The sequence below is a fragment of the Ammonicoccus luteus genome (assembly GCF_050880385.1).
Classification (GTDB): domain Bacteria; phylum Actinomycetota; class Actinomycetes; order Propionibacteriales; family Propionibacteriaceae; genus Enemella.
Window position 1 is genome coordinate 25,244 of the sequence record NZ_JBNZCI010000007.1, and the last position, 17,830, is coordinate 43,073.

At 67.0% G+C, this 17,830-nt stretch carries 16 protein-coding genes and 1 pseudogene; 8 read left to right on the forward strand and 9 right to left on the reverse strand.

What is annotated here, in order from left to right; genetic code table 11:
- The first annotated feature begins 45 nt into the window (after positions 1-45).
- Positions 46-1,620, forward strand: a complete 1,575-nt coding sequence (locus tag ACQ260_RS14485; RefSeq protein ID WP_432560291.1) for an aspartate:alanine exchanger family transporter — start codon at positions 46-48, stop codon at positions 1,618-1,620.
- 26 nt (positions 1,621-1,646) lie between these two features.
- On the opposite strand, the gene ACQ260_RS14490 is transcribed toward ACQ260_RS14485, so the two are convergent.
- Together ACQ260_RS14490 and ACQ260_RS14495 are read right to left on the reverse strand one after the other, a co-directional pair.
- Positions 1,647-2,090, reverse strand: coding sequence for an aromatic ring-opening dioxygenase LigA (locus ACQ260_RS14490; protein WP_432560167.1), 444 nt, complete (start codon positions 2,088-2,090; stop codon positions 1,647-1,649).
- A gap of 120 nt (positions 2,091-2,210) precedes the next feature.
- Positions 2,211-2,627, reverse strand: coding sequence for an acyl-CoA thioesterase (locus tag ACQ260_RS14495; RefSeq protein ID WP_432560168.1), 417 nt, complete (start codon positions 2,625-2,627; stop codon positions 2,211-2,213).
- A 73-nt stretch (positions 2,628-2,700) separates the two neighbouring features.
- Between ACQ260_RS14495 and ACQ260_RS14500 the strand changes: the two genes are divergently transcribed.
- Entirely contained in the window at positions 2,701-3,807 is a 1,107-nt protein-coding gene (locus tag ACQ260_RS14500) for an FAD-dependent oxidoreductase (RefSeq protein ID WP_432560169.1), read from the forward strand.
- 39 nt (positions 3,808-3,846) lie between these two features.
- Here the strand turns inward: ACQ260_RS14500 and ACQ260_RS14505 are convergent, their stop codons facing one another.
- The 3 genes from ACQ260_RS14505 to ACQ260_RS14515 form a co-directional block, all read right to left on the reverse strand.
- Positions 3,847-4,281, reverse strand: coding sequence for a DUF5663 domain-containing protein (locus ACQ260_RS14505; RefSeq protein WP_432560170.1), 435 nt, complete (start codon positions 4,279-4,281; stop codon positions 3,847-3,849).
- Entirely contained in the window at positions 4,278-7,280 is a 3,003-nt protein-coding gene (locus tag ACQ260_RS14510; protein ID WP_432560171.1) for a DUF4062 domain-containing protein, read from the reverse strand. Before ACQ260_RS14510 ends, ACQ260_RS14505 begins: the two co-directional genes overlap by 4 nt.
- Positions 7,281-7,431: 151 nt before the next feature.
- Positions 7,432-8,763, reverse strand: coding sequence for an amidase (locus ACQ260_RS14515; RefSeq protein WP_432560172.1), 1,332 nt, complete (start codon positions 8,761-8,763; stop codon positions 7,432-7,434).
- 226 nt (positions 8,764-8,989) lie between these two features.
- Here ACQ260_RS14515 and ACQ260_RS14520 point away from each other — a divergent pair.
- Positions 8,990-9,202: pseudogene (locus ACQ260_RS14520) on the forward strand (Fic family protein); the annotation flags it as partial.
- Positions 9,203-9,485: 283 nt separating this feature from the next.
- Complete coding sequence (locus tag ACQ260_RS14525) at positions 9,486-9,785, forward strand: hypothetical protein (RefSeq protein WP_432560294.1); 300 nt, start codon at positions 9,486-9,488, stop codon at positions 9,783-9,785.
- A 116-nt stretch (positions 9,786-9,901) separates the two neighbouring features.
- Here the strand turns inward: ACQ260_RS14525 and clpB are convergent, their stop codons facing one another.
- A complete protein-coding gene (gene clpB, locus ACQ260_RS14530; RefSeq protein WP_432560173.1) occupies positions 9,902-12,523 on the reverse strand; it encodes an ATP-dependent chaperone ClpB in 2,622 nt (873 codons plus the stop codon).
- 232 nt (positions 12,524-12,755) lie between these two features.
- On the opposite strand from clpB, the gene ACQ260_RS14535 reads away from it, so the two are divergent.
- On the forward strand, positions 12,756-13,268 hold the full coding sequence (locus ACQ260_RS14535; RefSeq protein ID WP_432560174.1) for a nitroreductase family deazaflavin-dependent oxidoreductase: 513 nt from the start codon (positions 12,756-12,758) through the stop codon (positions 13,266-13,268).
- A 21-nt stretch (positions 13,269-13,289) separates the two neighbouring features.
- Here ACQ260_RS14535 and adhP read toward each other — a convergent pair whose 3' ends face one another.
- Complete coding sequence (gene adhP, locus ACQ260_RS14540) at positions 13,290-14,312, reverse strand: alcohol dehydrogenase AdhP (RefSeq protein WP_432560175.1); 1,023 nt, start codon at positions 14,310-14,312, stop codon at positions 13,290-13,292.
- 247 nt (positions 14,313-14,559) lie between these two features.
- Here adhP and aroQ point away from each other — a divergent pair, with 247 nt between their 5' ends.
- From aroQ to ACQ260_RS14555, 3 genes are all read left to right on the forward strand, one after another.
- A complete protein-coding gene (gene aroQ / locus ACQ260_RS14545) occupies positions 14,560-15,027 on the forward strand; it encodes a type II 3-dehydroquinate dehydratase (RefSeq protein ID WP_432560176.1) in 468 nt (155 codons plus the stop codon).
- A gap of 88 nt (positions 15,028-15,115) precedes the next feature.
- On the forward strand, positions 15,116-15,625 hold the full coding sequence (locus ACQ260_RS14550) for a glycine cleavage system transcriptional repressor (RefSeq protein ID WP_432560177.1): 510 nt from the start codon (positions 15,116-15,118) through the stop codon (positions 15,623-15,625).
- A gap of 122 nt (positions 15,626-15,747) precedes the next feature.
- The gene (locus ACQ260_RS14555; protein WP_432560178.1) at positions 15,748-16,506 is read left to right on the forward strand and encodes an SIR2 family NAD-dependent protein deacylase; all 759 of its coding nucleotides are present in this window, start codon (positions 15,748-15,750) and stop codon (positions 16,504-16,506) included.
- On the opposite strand, the gene ACQ260_RS14560 is transcribed toward ACQ260_RS14555, so the two are convergent.
- The gene (locus ACQ260_RS14560; RefSeq protein ID WP_432560179.1) at positions 16,494-17,435 is read right to left on the reverse strand and encodes an ATP-binding cassette domain-containing protein; all 942 of its coding nucleotides are present in this window, start codon (positions 17,433-17,435) and stop codon (positions 16,494-16,496) included. The genes ACQ260_RS14555 and ACQ260_RS14560 overlap by 13 nt on opposite strands.
- The gene (locus ACQ260_RS14565) at positions 17,432-17,656 is read right to left on the reverse strand and encodes an MbtH family protein (RefSeq protein ID WP_432560180.1); all 225 of its coding nucleotides are present in this window, start codon (positions 17,654-17,656) and stop codon (positions 17,432-17,434) included. The genes ACQ260_RS14560 and ACQ260_RS14565 overlap by 4 nt, the downstream gene beginning before the upstream one ends.
- Positions 17,657-17,830 lie beyond the last annotated feature (174 nt).

Genomic DNA, 17,830 nt, shown 5'->3' on the forward strand with positions numbered 1-17,830 from the left:
CCTCGTCCGGGCGACCAACGATCGTTGTCAGACCTGTGTGCGAGCATAACGAGCATGCTGGATCTGCTGGCCTCGGCTCCCTTGCTCACGGTCGTGTTAGTCCTCGCCCTCGGCACTTTGGTTGGCCAGATCCCGTTCGGCCCGGTGCGGTTCGGACCGGCCGGTGCCTTGTTCGTCGGACTCGCCGTCGGCGCACTGGACCCTCGGCTCGGGGAAGGGCTCGGGCTGATTCAGACGCTCGGTTTGGCGCTGTTCGTCTACACGGTCGGCATCGCCGCCGGGGCGAGTTTCTTTCGCAATCTGCGCAGTCAGCTCCCGCTCATGGCCTGCGGCGTGCTGGTCGTGGCTGCCACGACGGGGGTCGCCATCGTCGGCGGTCGGCTGCTCGGACTCTCCCCAGCACTGACCGCCGGCGCCTTTTCCGGAGCGCTCACCTCCACGCCGGCGCTCGCCGCCGTCGCGGAACAGGTGGGCACCGAGGAGCCCGCCGTGGGCTATTCGATTGCTTATCCGGTCGGAGTGCTCGTGACGATCCTCGTTGTCGCTGTGGTGATGAGCCTCAAATGGGAGTCGCGCAACGACCCTGCCCCGGCCGCCGGGGTCGGCTTGATCGACATCAGCGTCGAGGTCACCCGACCCGGCCCGCTGCATGCCGTGCCCGGGTTCACTGACGGCTCCGTGCGGTTCTCCTATTTGCAGCGCGGCGGCAAGACTCGGGTGGTCGGTCCGGATGAGGATCTGGAGGTTGGCGACCGGGTGGTCGTGGTCGGCCCCCAGGCAGCGGTGCAGGCGGCGCGGGTGCATCTGGGCCGGCGCGTCAGCGAGCATCTCGCGCATGACCGCAGTGAGGTGGACTATCGCCGGTTCATCGTGTCCAACCGAGCGGTGGTCGGGCAGACCGTCGCCGACCTCGATTTCGACGGGCGCTTCGGCGGCGTGATCACCCGCGTCAAGCGGGGCGACCTGGACCTGCTCGCCCACGACGACTTGGCCCTCGAGTTGGGCGATCGCGTGCGGGCCGTGGTCCCCCGCGGCCAACTCGACGGTGTGGGCGCGCTCCTCGGCGACTCGGAGCGCAGCATCAGCGAGGTCGACGCGTTCTCCGCCGGCATCGGTCTCGCCCTCGGCTTTGCCATCGGCCTGATCGCCCTGCCGCTGCCGGGTGGGATCACCTTGGCCCTTGGCTCCGCCGCCGGACCGCTGGTCGTCGGGATGGTCCTCGGCCGACTCGAACGGACAGGCCCGCTGGTCTGGGGCCTGCCGATGCCAGCCAACCTCACGATCCGTCAGCTCGGACTCCTGCTTTTCCTCAGCGCCACCGGCCTCGCGGCGGGCCAAGCCTTCGCCAGCCAGGCATTCACACTCCTCGGGCTCAAGACTGGCGTCCTGGCCGTGATCATCGTGGTGATCGCCGGTGCGCTGGTGGTGATCCTTGCGCGGCTGATCGGCCTCAGCCCCCCACGGTCCGCGGGCGCGTTGGCCGGCTTCGTCGGCCAGCCGGCCATTTTGGCGTACGCGAACTCACGCTGCGCGGACGAACGCATCAATGCGGGCTATGCCGCGCTGTTTGCGCTCAGCATCATCGCCAAGATCGTCCTCGTTCAGGTGATCGCTGCCTGACGACCGCGAACCCCGGGGGGTCTCGGTCAGTCGCCCTTCGGGAGCGCCGACCCGACGAGTGCAGTGAGGACGCCCATGCCGCCGGCCAGCGCGGCGACTCCGAATGCCAGCACCGAGGTGAACAGCGAGGCGCGGAGCAGGTTGGCCTGCATGACCATCTCGCGTGCTCCTGCGAGTTCCTCGGCTCGGGCGTTGTCGCCGCTCTCCTGTGCTTCCATCCATTCGTGGCTGATTTCGGCAAACGTCCGGCCGCCGCCGATGCCCTGTGCGTGCTGCTCGATGACGTTGGCCTGCGCGAACGCCGTGATCGGGCCGGCCACGGTCTTGCCGGCGAGGATCGGCGAATCAGGGTGCACCTCGATCTTCTGCGAGGCGAGCTGCTTGGAGATCATCGCCCAACCCCCGGCACCGGCGGCGATGAGAGCGGGAGCGCCCAGATAGCACGCGGTGCGTGCGAGCGTGTTGGCCATGGTGGGACCTTTCGTCGTCGTTGACTGAAACGACGCCACGATATTGGGTGGGCCACCGCGGCGGTGCGACGGGGCGGTTCCGCCCACTCGTCCCGCACGGGGCGACCCTCGGAGTGCGGGTCAGGCCACCTCGGGGAACTCCGGCAGAGCCGCCACCACGCGGCCGCTGTCATAGTCGAAGAACACCATCCCCGTCTTGGCCACGGCGATGACCGTGCCGTCGGCCGGACGCACAACGCGATAGGCGACGTCGCCGCCGACCCGGCTGCGCTCGGCTACCCCGACGTCGATCCGCAGGCGGTCACGCAGTCGCGCTTCAGCCTTGTAGGCCACCGTCAAATCCGTCACGATCACCCCCGGCGAGGCGACCTCGGCGATCCCGAGCTGCTCGAGATACCGCGACCGCGCCTCGGTCACCAGAGTGACCAGTTTGTCGAAGCCCAGATGGGCACCGATGTTGATGTCGTCGAAGCGCACATCGAGTTCCGTGCTGAACGTGAAGATGTGGTCGGGATAGTCGAGTTGTACGCGCGCCATGGGCTCAGCTTTGCACGTTGGGCTCCCCCATCTCCCGGGGAATATCGCGCCGGCCGATTTAGTTGAACGTTATATGACCTTCTCTGCCGTGGTGATCGGCGCCGGCCAGGCCGGCTTGTCGGCGGCCTATCACCTCAAGCGCCTCAACCTCGACTTCCTCGTCCTCGACGCGAACGACGCCCCGGGCGGCGCGTGGCAGCACCGGTGGGACAGCTTGACGATGCACGACGTCCACGGCGTGGCGAACCTCCCGGGGCTGCCGGTCCCCGAGTTCGACCCGGGAGCCCCGGCGAACCTGCAGGTGCCTGCCTACTTCGCGGCGTACGAACGCGAATTCGACCTCCCCATCCGCCGGCCGGCGCGCGTGCAGCGCGTGACCGACGCGACAACGGGAGCTGCCGGCCACGGCGCGGGCGGTCCGCTGTTGGTCGAGTCCACAGCCGGGACTTGGCGGACACGAGCGGTCATCAACGCCACGGGCACCTGGGAGCAGCCGTTCCTGCCGTCCTTTCCGGGCTCGGCGGAGTTCCGTGGGCGGCAGTTCCACACGGTCGACTATCCGGGTCCGGATGCGCTCAGCGGGCAGCGGGTGATCGTTGTCGGTGGCGGCGCCTCGGCCGTGCAGTTCATCGGCGAGTTGGCGCCGGTGGCGGACGTCACGTGGGTGACTCGGCGCGAACCGGTGTGGCGTACCGAAAAGTTCGACCAGGAAGCCGGTCGCGCCGCAGTGGCATTGGTCGAGGAACGGGTCGCTCGGGGGCTGCCACCACAGTCGGTGGTAAGCGTGACCGGGCTGATGCTGCGCCCGCAGGAACGAGCCGCCGCGGACCTGGGCATCTATGAGCGACGACGGCCGATGTTCGAGCGGATCGTTCCCGAGGGCGTACGCTGGCGCGACGGCACGACCGAACCCGCTGATGCGATCCTCTGGGCCACCGGGTTCCGGCCCGCGGTGAAGCATCTCGCCCCGCTGCAGTTGCGCAGCAGGCTCGGCGGCATCGAACTGCTCGCCCCTCGCGATCCCCACGTCTTCACGACCGCCGCGCGCGATCCTCGAGTCCACTTCGTGGGCTATGGCCCGTCCGCCTCGACCATCGGCGCCAACAGGGCCGGGCGCGATGCCGCGTACGCAGTCCGCGACCAGGTGCAGGCAACGATGCAGGACTACGCAGCCGCGTGAGTCCCCCGAGTGCAGGGGGCGTCATTCGTCGCCGAGGGATCAGGGCGAGCCACCCGCGATCACGCGGAGAATCACGTCGCGATGCTGCACGATCTCGGCTTTGATCTCCGCGACGACCCGGTCCACGATGTCGGAATAGTCGGGGCGGTGCACTCCGATCCAGGCTAGGCTCGCGTATTCACACAGCAACCGGTCCGCTGATGCCTCTGGCAGGGTCTCGGCGAGCTTCTCGTAACCCGGGTCCGTCGCATAGTCGGGTCGGTGCTCGGCGATCCAGGCGCGCACTCTCTCCATGTCGTGGTCGATGAAGCTCGAGAACTCGTCGAGGAGATCATCAGACAGCCCCGCGGACAGCCGTTCGCCCACTCGGAGCTCGAGATCCCTGTAGGTCGCCGTCAAGAGATCCTGGGCGTCTGCAGGTGCCAAACCCGTGAGCCCGCACTCGGCGAGCAGATCGGCGTCCCACCGCATCATGACTCCTCCGTCGTTCGTGCCTGTGCGCGCAACTCTTCGAGCCACACGCCGAGTTCTGCAGCGAAAGGCACTGAGCTCGGGTCTGATGCACGTTCCGGCAGCGCGGGGGGTGTCATACCCAGTTCCGCAAGAAGTTCCCCGGCGAGTCTGACTGCCCTTGGTGAGTGCGTCGATGGCCCGTCGGCCCAGGCCTGTCGATAGGTCAAGTCCGCATGCGTGATCGCCTCAGCCGGCCGGTCCAACGCCAAGAGGGCCTGAGCGGTCGCATAGTGCGGGCGCAGGGCTGGATGAACGCGATCAAACCGGAGCAGAGCGCTGTCCACGGCAGCCGCCGCTTCGTCCCGCCGTCCCAACTGGGCGAGCGCCCAGGCAACCTCCACCGGGAGGGACTCTTGGCCCTGCACGCGGGCCAGTCGATCCGTCTGCATGGCAGCCTCATGCGCGAGGCCCCAATCCCCCTGCTGCACCGCCCACTCCCAGACGAACGCCGCCCATTCCTCTCGCGCGGCCATGCTCGTCCCGAATCGCTGATCGGTCAGTCGCACCTGCCAACCCGGATCCTGTCCCATGCGCAGCACTGCACGCGCCCGCATCCCTGCGATGCTCGATCGCCAGTGCGGATCGAGCGGGTTGTCCGGGCCCCGCTCCAACAAGTCGCACTGCCGGAGTGCTTGGGGATAGCGCTCCGCACTCATCAGATCGATCAGGTGGTAAAGCTCGAGCCTCGCCAGATCACCCGGTTGGCTGTCGAGCACGGTCGTGAAGTCACTCAGCCAGGAGCGATAAGCGGTCTCATCGGCCGAACGCTCCATGGCGGACAAGCTCTCGACGACATTGTTGAGAGCAGGGAGCAGGTGATCCGCGCGTCGGCGCTCGATGCTCCGCTGCAAACACCGAAGTCGGCGGGCGAGCGCCTGGGACAGGCGTCCCATGCCGCCTTCTGCCCAGGCCAAATACCACTCGAGGACACCGTCGGGATCCGCAGCTGCACTGCCGGCACAGTCGGTCAACAGCTGCACGACCACCAGATTGGCACCCAGCCGATGGAGCAGGGCGTCGTGGAGTTTGTCTTGCCACAGTCGCGTCGCACCCTCGTAGGCGCCCGCTCCCAGAAGGGCTCGGAAGAACTGGATGGTGTTGACCAGATCTTCGACAGAGTTGACGCGCGCGGGGTCTTCGGTTGACGCGACTCGGCCAAAATGATCGCGCCCCAGCCTCACGTTGGCGGCTCGCCGCGTGACGTCGCTGGTGCCTTCACTTGCATAAGCCCGCACCACCGGGTGGAGGTCATAAGTGTTGGACTGGGTGTTCCACCACAGCAGGCCACGGTCCTGCAAGTCAGACAACGCCGCATCCAAGCGCGTCAGAGGCTCGCGTGGATCATCGAGCTGTTCGATCCTTTCGCGAGCCTGCCGGCTCTTCACGAAATCCTGCAACCACTGGGGCCACGGCGCCCTGATCCGGAGGGGGTCACCCGGCAGGAAAGGGTTGATGATCTGGACCATTTCCCAGGTCATCGCGCCACCGGTGATCGCCAAGCCCTGCAGCAGCACCAACGTTTCGTTATCGAGTCCGGCGAGTGCTTGTTCGAGAATGTGATGGCTGCGTTCAGTGATCGACAGCCCCGCGACCGTGAATCGCTGCCCGGCCTGGGGATCCGCCACCCACGCATCGAAGTCCCCCGGTGCCGGCCGATGCTTCCGCACCAGACCGGCCACAATGCCGATCAGCAGCGGATGGTTGTCCAGGCGATCAAAGAAGAGCTTCACCTCGGAATGGCTGTTCTGCACGCCGAGTTTGCTCAGCAGGTGCCGGGTTTCAGTGGTGCGCAACCCGGGCAGGCGAAGATGGGAAACACCGCGCAGGAGAATGTTGCCGAAACCCGTGAGGGCATCAGGCAAGAGGCGGCTGCTGATCAGCACTTTGCTCGTCCGGAGCGTGGCGAGGCGGCGTACGAAATCGTGAGCGTTGGGATCGGTGACCGCGCGTGCGTGGTCCTTGAGCAGGCGGTCAACTTCGTCGTCGGTCACGGTCGAGGCATCAAACCGGTGATAGGCGTTGAGGAGTCGTTCGAAACCATCCATCACCACGAGGAACGGTCGCGCCTCCAACTCATGCAACACCGCATCAGCCAGTGCAACGGCATCCAACGCTTCTGCCTCCGCGGGCGCGCATCCGGTGAGGTAGGCCAACAACACCTGTTGGAACTTTCTCAGCGTGTTGGAGCTGTCATAGAAGCTCCACCAGAAGCGTCCGGCGAGCCCGTCGATCGCGGCCGGTGCACGATCGCTGAACCACTCCCACGTCAATGCGCTCTTGCCTGTGCCACCGATGGCCTCGATCACCGCCACGCCGTCGGTCCCGTTCGCCCAAGAATCCAGCCACTCCAGTTGCTCGGTGCGGCCAGTGAAGGTCAGACCACCCACATAGACGGGGAAGGCTGCCTTCTCGGGGGCACGGGGGAGGTTGCGACGATGGGGAGGCACCACCGTGGGCGCGCGGGATCTCCCCGCCTCTCGAGTGTTCAGTCGTTGCCGCAGATCAGCGAGCGCATAGGCAATCTGCTCCTGAAACCCCTCCGGATCGGCAAATCTGCCCACGGTATGCGTACCCAGCTTTTGTTTGAAACGCTCCAGCCGGTCCCTGTCGTCGGCTTGATCGATCTCGGCCGGTCGCCACGGGCAGTTGTCGTCGACGATCCAAGCCATGAGATCAACGTCCGGCAGTTCGATCGCGGTGTCGTATTCCAACTCGGTATAGGAACGATCCTCGCCCGGCACCAACGAGCCATAACGATGCGCCACCAACAGCACCATGGCGTCACAGCCCTGAACCAGCTCGCGACAATAGCTGGCTGGAGGACGCCGGTCCGGCGTGAACTCCTCCATGAAAACGGGCTCGAAGCCATAGCGGCGAACAACTTGGATAACTCGGGCGCGATAACTGTCCAGTTGCTGACCGCGAGCGCTGCTGATGAACACGCGTGCGGTTGGCTTCATATCGCGCTCCTCCATTGCCAATCCACGGATTCTCTTCGAGCGGGAGTGCAGGCAGTCTAGGGGAACGGCGGCACTGACGCGGGTGAGCACCGAGGGCGCTCGCTGTCGTTGTCAGGAGCGATGTCCGGGATCTCGGCGGATCCCAGCGGATTCAGCGCGGGCCGAGCGCTGCCTCGGCGGCCAACGCCACCTCGGCGACGCGGGCGTCCGCGCCACGCGGCCCCGCGATCATGAGGCCGACCGGCAACTCGCCGGGAGCCTGGCACGGCAACGAGAAGGCGCAGCCGTCGAGCCAATTGACCACGAAGGGGTTGCGCAGCAGCAGCCTGTTCGCCTCGAAATAGGCCTCGTCGGACGCCTCCAGATCGCCGATCGCCGGCGCCACGATCGGCACCGTCGGGCACAGGACGGCGTCGAACGGCTCCAGCGCCCGCTCGGTCTCGGCAATCCAGCGCGCACGACGGTCGTGGATCGCCAGATAGTCGGCCACGCTGATCCCATCTCCCAGCTTCATCCGCTGGGACACCCGATGATCGACGTCGCCTTCGCGACTGCGCACGAGGTCCCCGTGCGCCGCCCAGCACTCGATCGGAGACAGCCCGCTCGGTTGGTTGAGTTCGGCGATCTGGCCGAACTGCGCCAGCGGCACTTCCTCGATGCTGGCCCCGGCGTCGGCAAGGGTTCGCAAGGCTCGCTCATAGGCTGCGGCCACCTCGGGTTCGAGGTCGTCGAGGACGAAGGTCTGGGCCGCCGCGAGTCGCAGCCCGGACAACGAACGCGAAGCCACCTGGATCGGGGCGTCGGCCAGCACGGCGTCCAAGGACAGGCAATCGGTCACCGAGTTGGCGATCGGCCCGATCGAATCCAGCGAGCGGGACAGCTCGACCGCCCCGGTCAGCGGCACCCGGGCCTGGGTGGGCTTGAAACCCACCAGTCCACACAAGGCCGCGGGGATCCGCACCGAACCGGCCGTGTCCGAGCCCACCGCGGCGACCGCCAGGCCCAGCCCCACCGACACCACTGCCCCCGACGACGAACCGCCGGGGACGCGAGCCACTTCGGGATCGGCCGGGTTGCGCGGGTTCCCATAGTGCGGGTTGAGGCCAACCCCACCCAACGCGTACTCGACCATGTTCGTGCGCCCGGTGATCGCAACGCCGGCCCCACGCAGCCGCGAAACCACGACCGCGTCGCTCTCGGCGGCCGGCAGGCCCCGGCGCACGATCGAGCCGGACAGGGTGGTCTCACCGGCGACATCGAAAAGGTCTTTGATCGTGACCGGCAGCCCGGCCAGCGGACGGCCGGGGTCCCGCCCGGCGGCGTCGGCCGCGCGGGCCGCAGCCAGGGCGTCCTCGGCATATGAGGCGGTGAAGACGTGCGCGGCCGCCGGGTCCGAGTGCCCGCGTTCGAAAGCTTCGCCAACGATCGTCTCGCAAGTTTCGCCACCCGCCACGCGTTCCAGTACGCCGTCGATCGTCATCATGGCGTCACCGTACTATGCGGAGATCCAAGGAAGCCGGTGGTGCCGACGACGACTCAACCGATGATCGAATGTCCCAATGATTGTGACAACGCGCCAAGGGTGCGACACTTGTCCTAATAATTAGGACAAGTGAAACATGGCCGAACGACTCATGGCCTTCGTGCTGAATCTGGCGGCAGGTCCTGGCTTTCCCGTTGACGTCCAGACGCTTCGGACAATGCACTTCATGCTCCTGAGCCATGAGAGCGCCAAGTCACCAGGGCAATATCGCTCCGGACCCCTCTACGTCCAGGACGAGCGCACAGGCGATCAAGTCTATGAAGGGCCAGCGGCTGCCCGAGTGCCTGCTCTCATGGATGCCTTCGCGAGGTCGATCCAATCCGAGGCTGGTGTACCCACCCTCATTACTGCCGCTATGGCACACCTCAACCTTGTCATGATTCACGCGTTCCGCGACGGCAACGGGCGCCTGGCTCGGGCGGTTCAGACACTCGTGCTCGCGCAGGACGCGATCCTGGAGCCGACGTTCTCCAGCATCGAGGAATGGCTTGGCCACAACACCGACGACTACTACCGGATCCTTGCCCGCACGGGCGCTGGCGGGTGGAATTGCGAGCGATCCGCGCGCCTGTGGGTGAAGTTCAATCTCCGCGCGCACCACATGCAAGCCCAGACCGTGCAGCGCCGGTTCAACGAGGCAGAGCGCGTGCTCACTGCGATCCATGACTTGGCCGGCGATCGCGGGCTCCGAGCGAGTGATCGATCCGCTCCACATGGCGACTCTCGGCTTCCGGCTAACCCGGCCGGTCTATGCGCAGGCGGCCCTCACGGAGGTACGCACAGCGTCGCGCGATCTCAGCGACCTCGTGGGTGCTGGTCTCCTCACTGCGCACGGACAAACACGTGGTCGACACTATTCGGCCGGCCCCGTGCTGACCGGCCTGCTGCGCGACCTACGATCACGACGAGCGACCATCACGGACCCCTATCCCTGGCTGCTCAGCGAACTTCACGCGCCGTAAGCCAATGACTGTGTCGAGCACGCGTCTTCCGCCCGCGTTCTTTCATAGGGATGAGCAAGCCGGGCCGCCACCCGCGTGGGGCAGCGACCCGGCGTACGGTCATTTCGAGGCGAGGATCAGGCCTCCTCGACCTGGTCGGCGAGATCCGGCGTACCCCCCGAATCCCCCACGATCACCAGGCCCTCACCGTCCGACGCACGATCGAACGTGACCGCGTCGCCCTCGAGCAGTTCGCCCGCGAGGACCTTCCGCGCGAGCGCGTCCTCGATCGTGTTCTGCACCAGGCGACGCAGCGGCCGTGCACCATAGACCGGATCGAAGCCGGTCTCCGCGAGCCACTGCTTGCCCGCCTCGGTGACGTCGATGACGATGCGCCGATCGGCCATGCGGTCGTTGAGGCGCCGCAGGTTGATGTCGACGATGTGCGTGAGATCGTCGAGACCCAGCGGGTCGAACATGACGACCTCGTCCAGACGGTTGAGGAACTCCGGCTTGAACGACTTGCGCACGACCTCCATCACTGCGTCGTTCTTGGTCTTCGCGTCCAGTTTCTGATCGGCCAGGAACTGCGAGCCCAGGTTCGAGGTGAGGATGAGGATGGTGTTGCGGAAGTCGACAGTACGCCCCTGCCCGTCGGTCAGCCGCCCGTCGTCGAGCACCTGCAACAGGATGTCGAACACCTCGGGGTGAGCCTTCTCGACCTCGTCGAGGAGCACGACCGAATAGGGCCGACGCCGCACGGCCTCGGTGAGCTGACCGCCCTGCTCATAACCGACATAGCCCGGAGGGGCACCGACGAGCCGGGAGACGGAGTGCTTCTCCGAATACTCCGACATGTCGATCCGCACCATGGCCTGCTCGTCGTCGAAGAGGAACTCCGCGAGCGACTTGGCGAGCTCGGTCTTGCCGACACCGGTCGGGCCGAGGAACAGGAACGATCCCAGCGGCCGGTTCGGGTCGGAGATCCCGGCCCGCGAGCGCCGCACCGCATCGGCGACGGCCGTGACGGCGGTCTTCTGCCCGATCAGACGCTTGCCGATATGCGACTCCATCGTGAGCAGCTTTTCGGATTCGCCCTGGAGCATGCGTCCGACGGGTACGCCGGTCCACGCGCTCACCACCTCGGCGATGTCGTGCGCGGTGACCTCCTCGGACACCATCGGCTTGTAGTTCGCGTCCTCCTCGTCGGCCTTGGCCATCTGCGCCTCGAGCGCGGGGATCTGGCCATAGAGCAGCTCCGACGCCCGGGCGAGGTCGCCCTCGCGCTGGGCGCGCTCGGCCTCGCCGCGCAGCTCGTCGATCTGCGACTTCAGCTCACCGACCTTGTTGAGACCGGACTTCTCGGCCTCCCAGCGGGCCTCAAGTCCGCGCAGCTCCTCCTTCGCGTTCTCGAGTTCCTCCTCCAAGCGGGCGAGCCGTTCCTTGGAGGCCGGATCCTCTTCCTTCTCCAGCGCGAGTTGCTGCATGGTCATCCGGTCGACGTTGCGGCGGAGCTGGTCGATCTCCTCCGGCGAGGAGTCGATCTCCATCCGCAGCCGCGACGCGGCCTCGTCGACGAGGTCGATGGCCTTGTCCGGGAGCTTCCGCGCGGTGATATAGCGATTCGACAGCGTCGCCGCCGACACCAGGGCCCCGTCGGTGATGGCGACCTTGTGGTGGCCCTCATAGCGCTCGCGCAGGCCGCGCAGGATCGCGATCGTGTCCTCGACGCTCGGCTCACCGACATAGACCTGCTGGAACCGGCGCTCGAACGCCGGGTCCTTCTCGATGTTCTCGCGGTATTCGTCCAGCGTGGTCGCGCCGATCATCCGCAACTCACCGCGGGCCAGCATCGGCTTGAGCATGTTGCCCGCGTCCATCGACCCCTCGGCCTTGCCTGCACCGATCACGGTGTGCAGCTCGTCGATGAACGTGATGATCTGACCCTCGGCCTCCTTGATCTCGGTGAGGACGGCCTTCAGCCGCTCCTCGAACTCGCCGCGATATTTCGCGCCGGCGATCATGGCACCGAGATCCAGCGAGACGAGCTTGCGGCCCTTGAGGGAGTCGGGCACGTCACCGGCGATGATCCGCTGGGCCAGGCCCTCGACGACGGCGGTCTTGCCGACGCCCGGGTCACCGATGAGGACCGGGTTGTTCTTGGTGCGCCGGGACAGCACCTGCACGACACGCCGGATCTCGGAGTCGCGGCCGATGACCGGGTCGAGCTTGCCGGCGCGGGCGGATTCGGTGAGGTCAATCGAGTATTGATCGAGCGCACCACTCGTGCCCTCTGCTTCGGCCGAGGTGATCCGCTTGTCGCCGCGTGCCTCGTTGAACGCCTTCGCGAGCTTGCTGTCGGTCGCCCCGAGCTGGTTGAGGATCTGCTGTGCAGCGGACTTCACCCTGGCGAGCGCAATGAGCAGGTGCTCGGTCGAGACGAACTTGTCGCCGAGCTTCTGGGCCTGGTTCTCGGCCTCGGCATGCACGCGGGCCAGCGCCCCCGACATCGTCGGCTGCGCTACCGATGAGCCCGAGGTCGACGGGAGCTTCTTGATCGCGCCCTGCGCGGCGGCCTCGACCACCTTGGGGTCGGCGCCGACGGAGCTCAGGAGCGGCCCGACGGTGTTGCCGGGAATGGATAGGAGCGCGAGCAGCAGGTGCTCGGGCTCGGCCTGGGGGTTGCCCTCGGTCAGTGCGTTGCGAACCGCTGCCGAGACCGCATCCCGACTCATCGTGGTCAGTTTGTTCGTGTCCATACGTCCTCGTCTGTTGGGGCCGGGGTTCACCGGCCCGAAGAGTCAGCGACTCAAGATTGAGCCTGTCATGCTCAACTATGCCGCCGCCTCATGGCGCCAGCAACCAAAGTTGAGCCTCATTGACTCAACCCCGGGAGGCACAGGGGTATTCCCCGACGGGACGCGCTATCCGACGCGCTGTTCAGGGACTCCACCGTTCTCGCGCAGTCCGGAGATGTGTGACGATTCCGCCATGTCCTCGCTCATCCGGGTCCTGCGCCAGATCTGCGCTCCGATCAGCCGCACCCGTGCCTTTCGGGCCATCGGACCCGTGGCACTCCCACCGGCGGAACGGTTCCTCAAACGCGTGACCCGCGGCCGCCTGATCGTCTCCGGCATCCTCGTTCCCTCCCTGGTGCTGCACACCACGGGAGCGAAATCGGGCGAGCCGCGAGTGGTCGAGTTGATGTACACCCCCGACGGCAACGGCGGCGCGATCATCGCGGGCACCAACTTCGCCCGTGGGAATCACCCCGGCTGGACCGCCAACCTGAAGGCCCATCCCGACGCGGAGGCCGTCGTGCGCGGGCAGCGTTATCGCGTGCACGCGGAACGCGTCCCCGACAGCGAGCGGGAAGCGGTCTGGACGCGCATCGAGAAGCAGTGGCCGGGCTACCGGGCGTACGAACGCGAGTCCGGTCGCATCGTCCGCCTTTTTCGGCTCGCGACCGACGCGACGCCGAGTCCGTTTACCAGTCGTCTCTAGTCGGGTCGATCGACGCGACGCTCAGTACCGCACCACCACGCGACCGTCGATCTTGCCGTCCTTCATCTCGTCGAAGATGTCGTTGATCTCGGTCAGCTGACGCTCGTGCACGCGCGGCTTGACCTTGCCGCGCTCGAAGAAGTCGAGCGCCTCGACCATGTCCTGGCGCGTCCCGACAATGGAGCCCCGGACGGTGAGGCCCTTGAGCACGATGTCGAAGATGGGTGCGGGGAAGTCGCCCGGTGGCAGGCCGACGAGGACGATGGTTCCGCCCCGGCGCGCCATCCCGATCGCCTGTCCGAAGGCGGTGGGGTGGACGGCTGTGACGAGTACGCCGTGCGCGCCCCCGCCCGTGCCCTCCAGGATGGCCGCCACGGGATCGGTGTCCTTGGCATTGACGAGCACTTCGGCGCCATAGTGCTTCGCCAGTTCGAGCTTGTCGTCGGCGATGTCGACGGCGGCGACGCGCATCCCCATGGCCACGGCGTACTGCACCGCCATATGGCCCAAGCCACCGATGCCGGACACGACCATCCACTGGCCGGGCTTGGTCTCGGCAACCTTGAGGCCCTTGTAGACGGTGACGCCCGCGCACAGCACCGGCGCGGCCTCGAGCACGTCGACACCGTCGGGGATGCGGGCGGCGAAGCGCTCGTCGACGAGCATGAACTGCCCGAAGCTGCCGTTCACCGAATAGCCACCGTTGCGCTGGGATTCGCAGAGCGTCTCCCATCCCTTGCGACAGAACTCGCAGGACCCGCACGCCGACCACAGCCAGGCGTTGCCGACCAGGTCGCCGACGGCGAGATCGAGGACTCCCTCACCGACCTCCACCACCTTGCCGACGCCCTCGTGGCCGGGCACGAACGGCGGGGTGGGCTTCACGGGCCAATCGCCCTCTGCCGCGTGCAGGTCGGTGTGGCAGACGCCGGTGGCCACCAGCTCCACCAGGACTTCACCGGGACCGGGCGTCGGACGCGCGATCTCCTCGACGGACAATGGCTTCGCAAAATCGTTGACGACGGCGGCACGCATCTGAGTCATGGGGGCTTCTCCATCCGGATCGACTGTGCTGTCGGGCCGCCGCGAAACGGGTCGCGCAGAAGCAGCGTGCGCAGCATCGCGCGGGGTCGGGGACGTCGAAGCGGCTCACCCGTGTTTGTCGCCAAGCCTAGTCGAGGGTCCTCGGTGCCACCGCGGATCCGCGGAGTGCCCGCAGGGAGCATCCCGGGCCGGGATCGCTGTCGTGACGATTCGTGGCATCCTGTCCCGAGACCCGAGCGGAGGACCGATGCCCGATACCGGCCGTGATTTCATCGCCGTTCTGAACGGCCCCAACCTGAACCTCCTGGGTCAGCGGCAGCCCGAGATCTATGGCCGCGAAACTCTGGCCGACATCGAACGCCTGTGCCACGAGACCGCGGATACTTGTGGTCTCGATGTCCGGTGTTTCCAGTCGAATCACGAGGGCGAGCTGGTGGAGGCGGTTCATCGGTGGCGCACGGCGGCGGTGGGCTTCGTGGTGAACGCGGGGGCATACACCCACACGTCCGTCGCCCTCCGCGATGCGCTCGCGACGATCGACGGCCCCCTCATCGAGGTGCACATCTCCAACGTCCACGCCCGCGAACCGTTCCGGCACCACTCCTATCTGTCCGACATCGCCGCTGGCGTCATCGTCGGCTGCGGTGTGCAGGGCTATCGCTTTGCGATCGAGCGGCTCGCGATGATCTCTCCCCGCGCCCCCAGACAGGCCTGATCGAACGGCCGAATCGATCGCCCGATCAGACTCCACATCTTTCCCGGAGACCCGCTCACTGCGGGCGCCGGAAGCATAGGCTAACCGCATGGCTACCTATGTGATCACCGTCATCGGCGACGAGCAGGTCGGATTGGTTCAGTCGCTCGCCGACGCGGTGTCCCGCGCTGGCGGCAACTGGGAACGCAGCGAAATGGCCGAACTGGCCGGGAAGTTCGCGGGGCTGGTTCAGGTCACCCTCCCCGACGATCGGGCCGACGAGTTGGCCGACAATCTCGAGGGCCTGGAGGGCCTCGAGATCAGCGTGCAGAAGGCCGAGGCCGAGAGCACGGTCCCCGAGGATTCGGTGGCGTTCCGCCTCGAGCTGGTCGGCAACGACAAGCCGGGCATCATCCAGGAGATCACGACCGCGCTGCGCGGTCACGGCGTCACCATCGAGCGCCTCGAGTCGACCGTCACCGATGCGCCGTGGCACGGCGGGCAGTTGTTCGAGTGCAAGGCCACGCTCCGCGGGCCCGAGGTTCGGATGGGCCCGGTCAAGACCGAACTCGAACGCATCGCGGGCGAGCTGATGGTCGACCTCAACCTCGGGGTCTGACCTCAGGGAGCGAACACCGCTCACCACCCGGCGGGTGGGAAGGCTAGGCCGAGCGGGTCGGTGTTCCCGGCGAGAGCATCAATGTCGACGCAGAACGCCAGCTGCGCAGGCAGACTGGGGCCATGAGCCTGCCCGTGGAACTGCGTCATCGTCTTGTCGAAGCCCGTCACATCGCCGTGTTGACCGGCGCCGGAATGTCCGCTGAGTCCGGCGTACCCACTTTTCGCGATGTCCAGGACGGCCTGTGGGCGAAGTATGACCCGATGACCTTGGCGACCGAGGAGGCCTTCGCGGAGGAGCCGTCCCTGGTGTGGGCGTGGTATCTCCGGCGAGCCCAGATGATCCGCCTGGTCGAGCCCAACGCCGGCCATCTCGCGCTCGCTGAACTGGCGACCTTCAAGAAGGTCAGCGTCATCACACAGAATGTCGACGACCTGCACGAACGCGCCGGGTCGGACGTGCTCAGCCATGTGCACGGCGGCCTGTTCGACTATCGGTGTTTCGACTGCGCCGCTCCCTGGCAGGCGGAGCTCGAGATCCCCGGCGACATCCCCGAGCGGGTCGAGCCACCGAAGTGCACGGCCTGTGGTGGCTGGATCCGGCCGGGGATCGTGTGGTTCGGCGAGGTCCTGCCGCAGAAGGCGTTCCAGGACGCCGTCGACGCGTCGGCGAGCTGCGACCTGATGCTCGTCGTCGGGACGTCCGGGATCGTCCAGCCCGCCGGGTCGCTGCCCTTCGCCGCGCTCGAGCGAGGCACCCCGGTGATCGAGATCAACCCCGAGGAATCACGGCTGACCGACTATATGACCCACTGGTGGCAGGGCACCGCGGCCGAAGTCCTGCCCGAGCTGGTGCGGTTGGCCCGCGGTCAGGTCGGCTGACCGGTCAGCTCCAGGAACACCTCGTCGAGGGAAGCGCTGCGCAACGCGAGATGGCGGGCGCTCGTCCGGCGACGGTCCATGTGGTCGGCGACCGCGCGCAGGCACTGGAACGGCTCAGGCGCCTCGAGGGTCAGGCGCAGCCGGTCTTGCTCGACCGTCACCGTTACCGCCGGCCAGCCCTGCACCTCGGCCAACAGGTTCGCGAACTCCTCCGCCCGGTCCATCTCGACAACGACCCGCTCATTGCCCACCTGTGCCTTGAGCTCGGCCGGCGTGCCCTCGGCGATCCGGCGGCCGTCCTTCAGCACGACGATCCGGTCGGCCAGCATGTCGGCTTCCTCCAGATATTGCGTCGTCAATAGGACCGTGACGCCGTCGTCGGTGAGCCGACGGATATAGGACCACAGGTCGAGGCGACTGGCCGGGTCCAGCCCGGTGGTCGGCTCGTCCAGGAACAGGACCGCCGGCGTGGTGACCAGGCAGGCCGCGAGATCGAGCCGGCGGCGCATGCCGCCCGAATAGGTCCCGACCGGTCGGTCCGCCGCCCGCGCGAGACCGAACTCCTCCAGCAGTGCGGTCGCCCGCGCGGCGCTGAGTGTCGGGGACACGTGTCGCAGACGGGCGATGAGCTGGAGGTTCTGGCGGCCGGTCAGGAGCTCGTCGACCGCCGCATACTGTCCCGCCAGCGCGATGTTCTGGCGCACCCCACCCGGCTCCCGCTCCACGTCGTGTCCGGCGACCATCGCGCGGCCCGCATCCGGGCGGATCAGCGTCGCGAGCGTGCGCACCAACGTCGTCTTGCCCGCGCCGTTGTGGCCGAGCAGACCGAGCACGGTGCCCGTCGCCACCTCCATGTCGACACCGGCGAGGGCGGTGGTGTCGGCGTACCTCTTCTCCAGCCCCTCGACGCGAATCGCCTGCCCCGTCATCGGGCCAGCTCCTGCGAATCTTGGGTGCCGGCGCGGTGCGCCGGGGTGAGCGTCGTCCACTCGCGCGCGACGAACTCCACCGCAGCCGCGTGGTCGACGGAATCGACGACGGTGTGCCAGCCGATGGGTGTCGGCACGAAAGCCGGCCACAGGCTGAACTCACCGGTCTGGTTGCGCAGGACGTGGAACACGCCATCCTCATCATCGAACGGGTTGGCCATCAAGATGTCCTTCTGTCGGGGTTTCTGGGGGCAGCTGGCAGTGTGGATGGACCTGGACCCGGCGAGCATCCGAGCCACGATTCGACTCTTCCGGCAGAACCTGACGGGGCGCTGACACGGACGTGACCGTGTCGTGCTTCCTGAGCCTTGGCCGACCGGACCACTCGGCAGGCA

Coding starts and splice junctions, on each gene's coding strand:
- ACQ260_RS14535 (WP_432560174.1), top strand. CDS start 12,756: ATGTCCTCGCTCATCCGGGTCCTGCGCCAGATCTGCGCTCCGATCAGC.
- ACQ260_RS14515 (WP_432560172.1), bottom strand. CDS start 8,763: ATGATGACGATCGACGGCGTACTGGAACGCGTGGCGGGTGGCGAAACT.
- ACQ260_RS14490 (WP_432560167.1), bottom strand. CDS start 2,090: ATGGCCAACACGCTCGCACGCACCGCGTGCTATCTGGGCGCTCCCGCT.
- aroQ (WP_432560176.1), top strand. CDS start 14,560: ATGCCCGATACCGGCCGTGATTTCATCGCCGTTCTGAACGGCCCCAAC.
- adhP (WP_432560175.1), bottom strand. CDS start 14,312: ATGACTCAGATGCGTGCCGCCGTCGTCAACGATTTTGCGAAGCCATTG.
- ACQ260_RS14560 (WP_432560179.1), bottom strand. CDS start 17,435: ATGACGGGGCAGGCGATTCGCGTCGAGGGGCTGGAGAAGAGGTACGCC.
- ACQ260_RS14505 (WP_432560170.1), bottom strand. CDS start 4,281: ATGATGCGGTGGGACGCCGATCTGCTCGCCGAGTGCGGGCTCACGGGT.
- ACQ260_RS14555 (WP_432560178.1), top strand. CDS start 15,748: ATGAGCCTGCCCGTGGAACTGCGTCATCGTCTTGTCGAAGCCCGTCAC.
- ACQ260_RS14495 (WP_432560168.1), bottom strand. CDS start 2,627: ATGGCGCGCGTACAACTCGACTATCCCGACCACATCTTCACGTTCAGC.
- ACQ260_RS14510 (WP_432560171.1), bottom strand. CDS start 7,280: ATGAAGCCAACCGCACGCGTGTTCATCAGCAGCGCTCGCGGTCAGCAA.
- ACQ260_RS14550 (WP_432560177.1), top strand. CDS start 15,116: ATGGCTACCTATGTGATCACCGTCATCGGCGACGAGCAGGTCGGATTG.
- ACQ260_RS14565 (WP_432560180.1), bottom strand. CDS start 17,656: ATGGCCAACCCGTTCGATGATGAGGATGGCGTGTTCCACGTCCTGCGC.
- clpB (WP_432560173.1), bottom strand. CDS start 12,523: ATGGACACGAACAAACTGACCACGATGAGTCGGGATGCGGTCTCGGCA.
- ACQ260_RS14500 (WP_432560169.1), top strand. CDS start 2,701: ATGACCTTCTCTGCCGTGGTGATCGGCGCCGGCCAGGCCGGCTTGTCG.
- ACQ260_RS14525 (WP_432560294.1), top strand. CDS start 9,486: ATGACTTGGCCGGCGATCGCGGGCTCCGAGCGAGTGATCGATCCGCTC.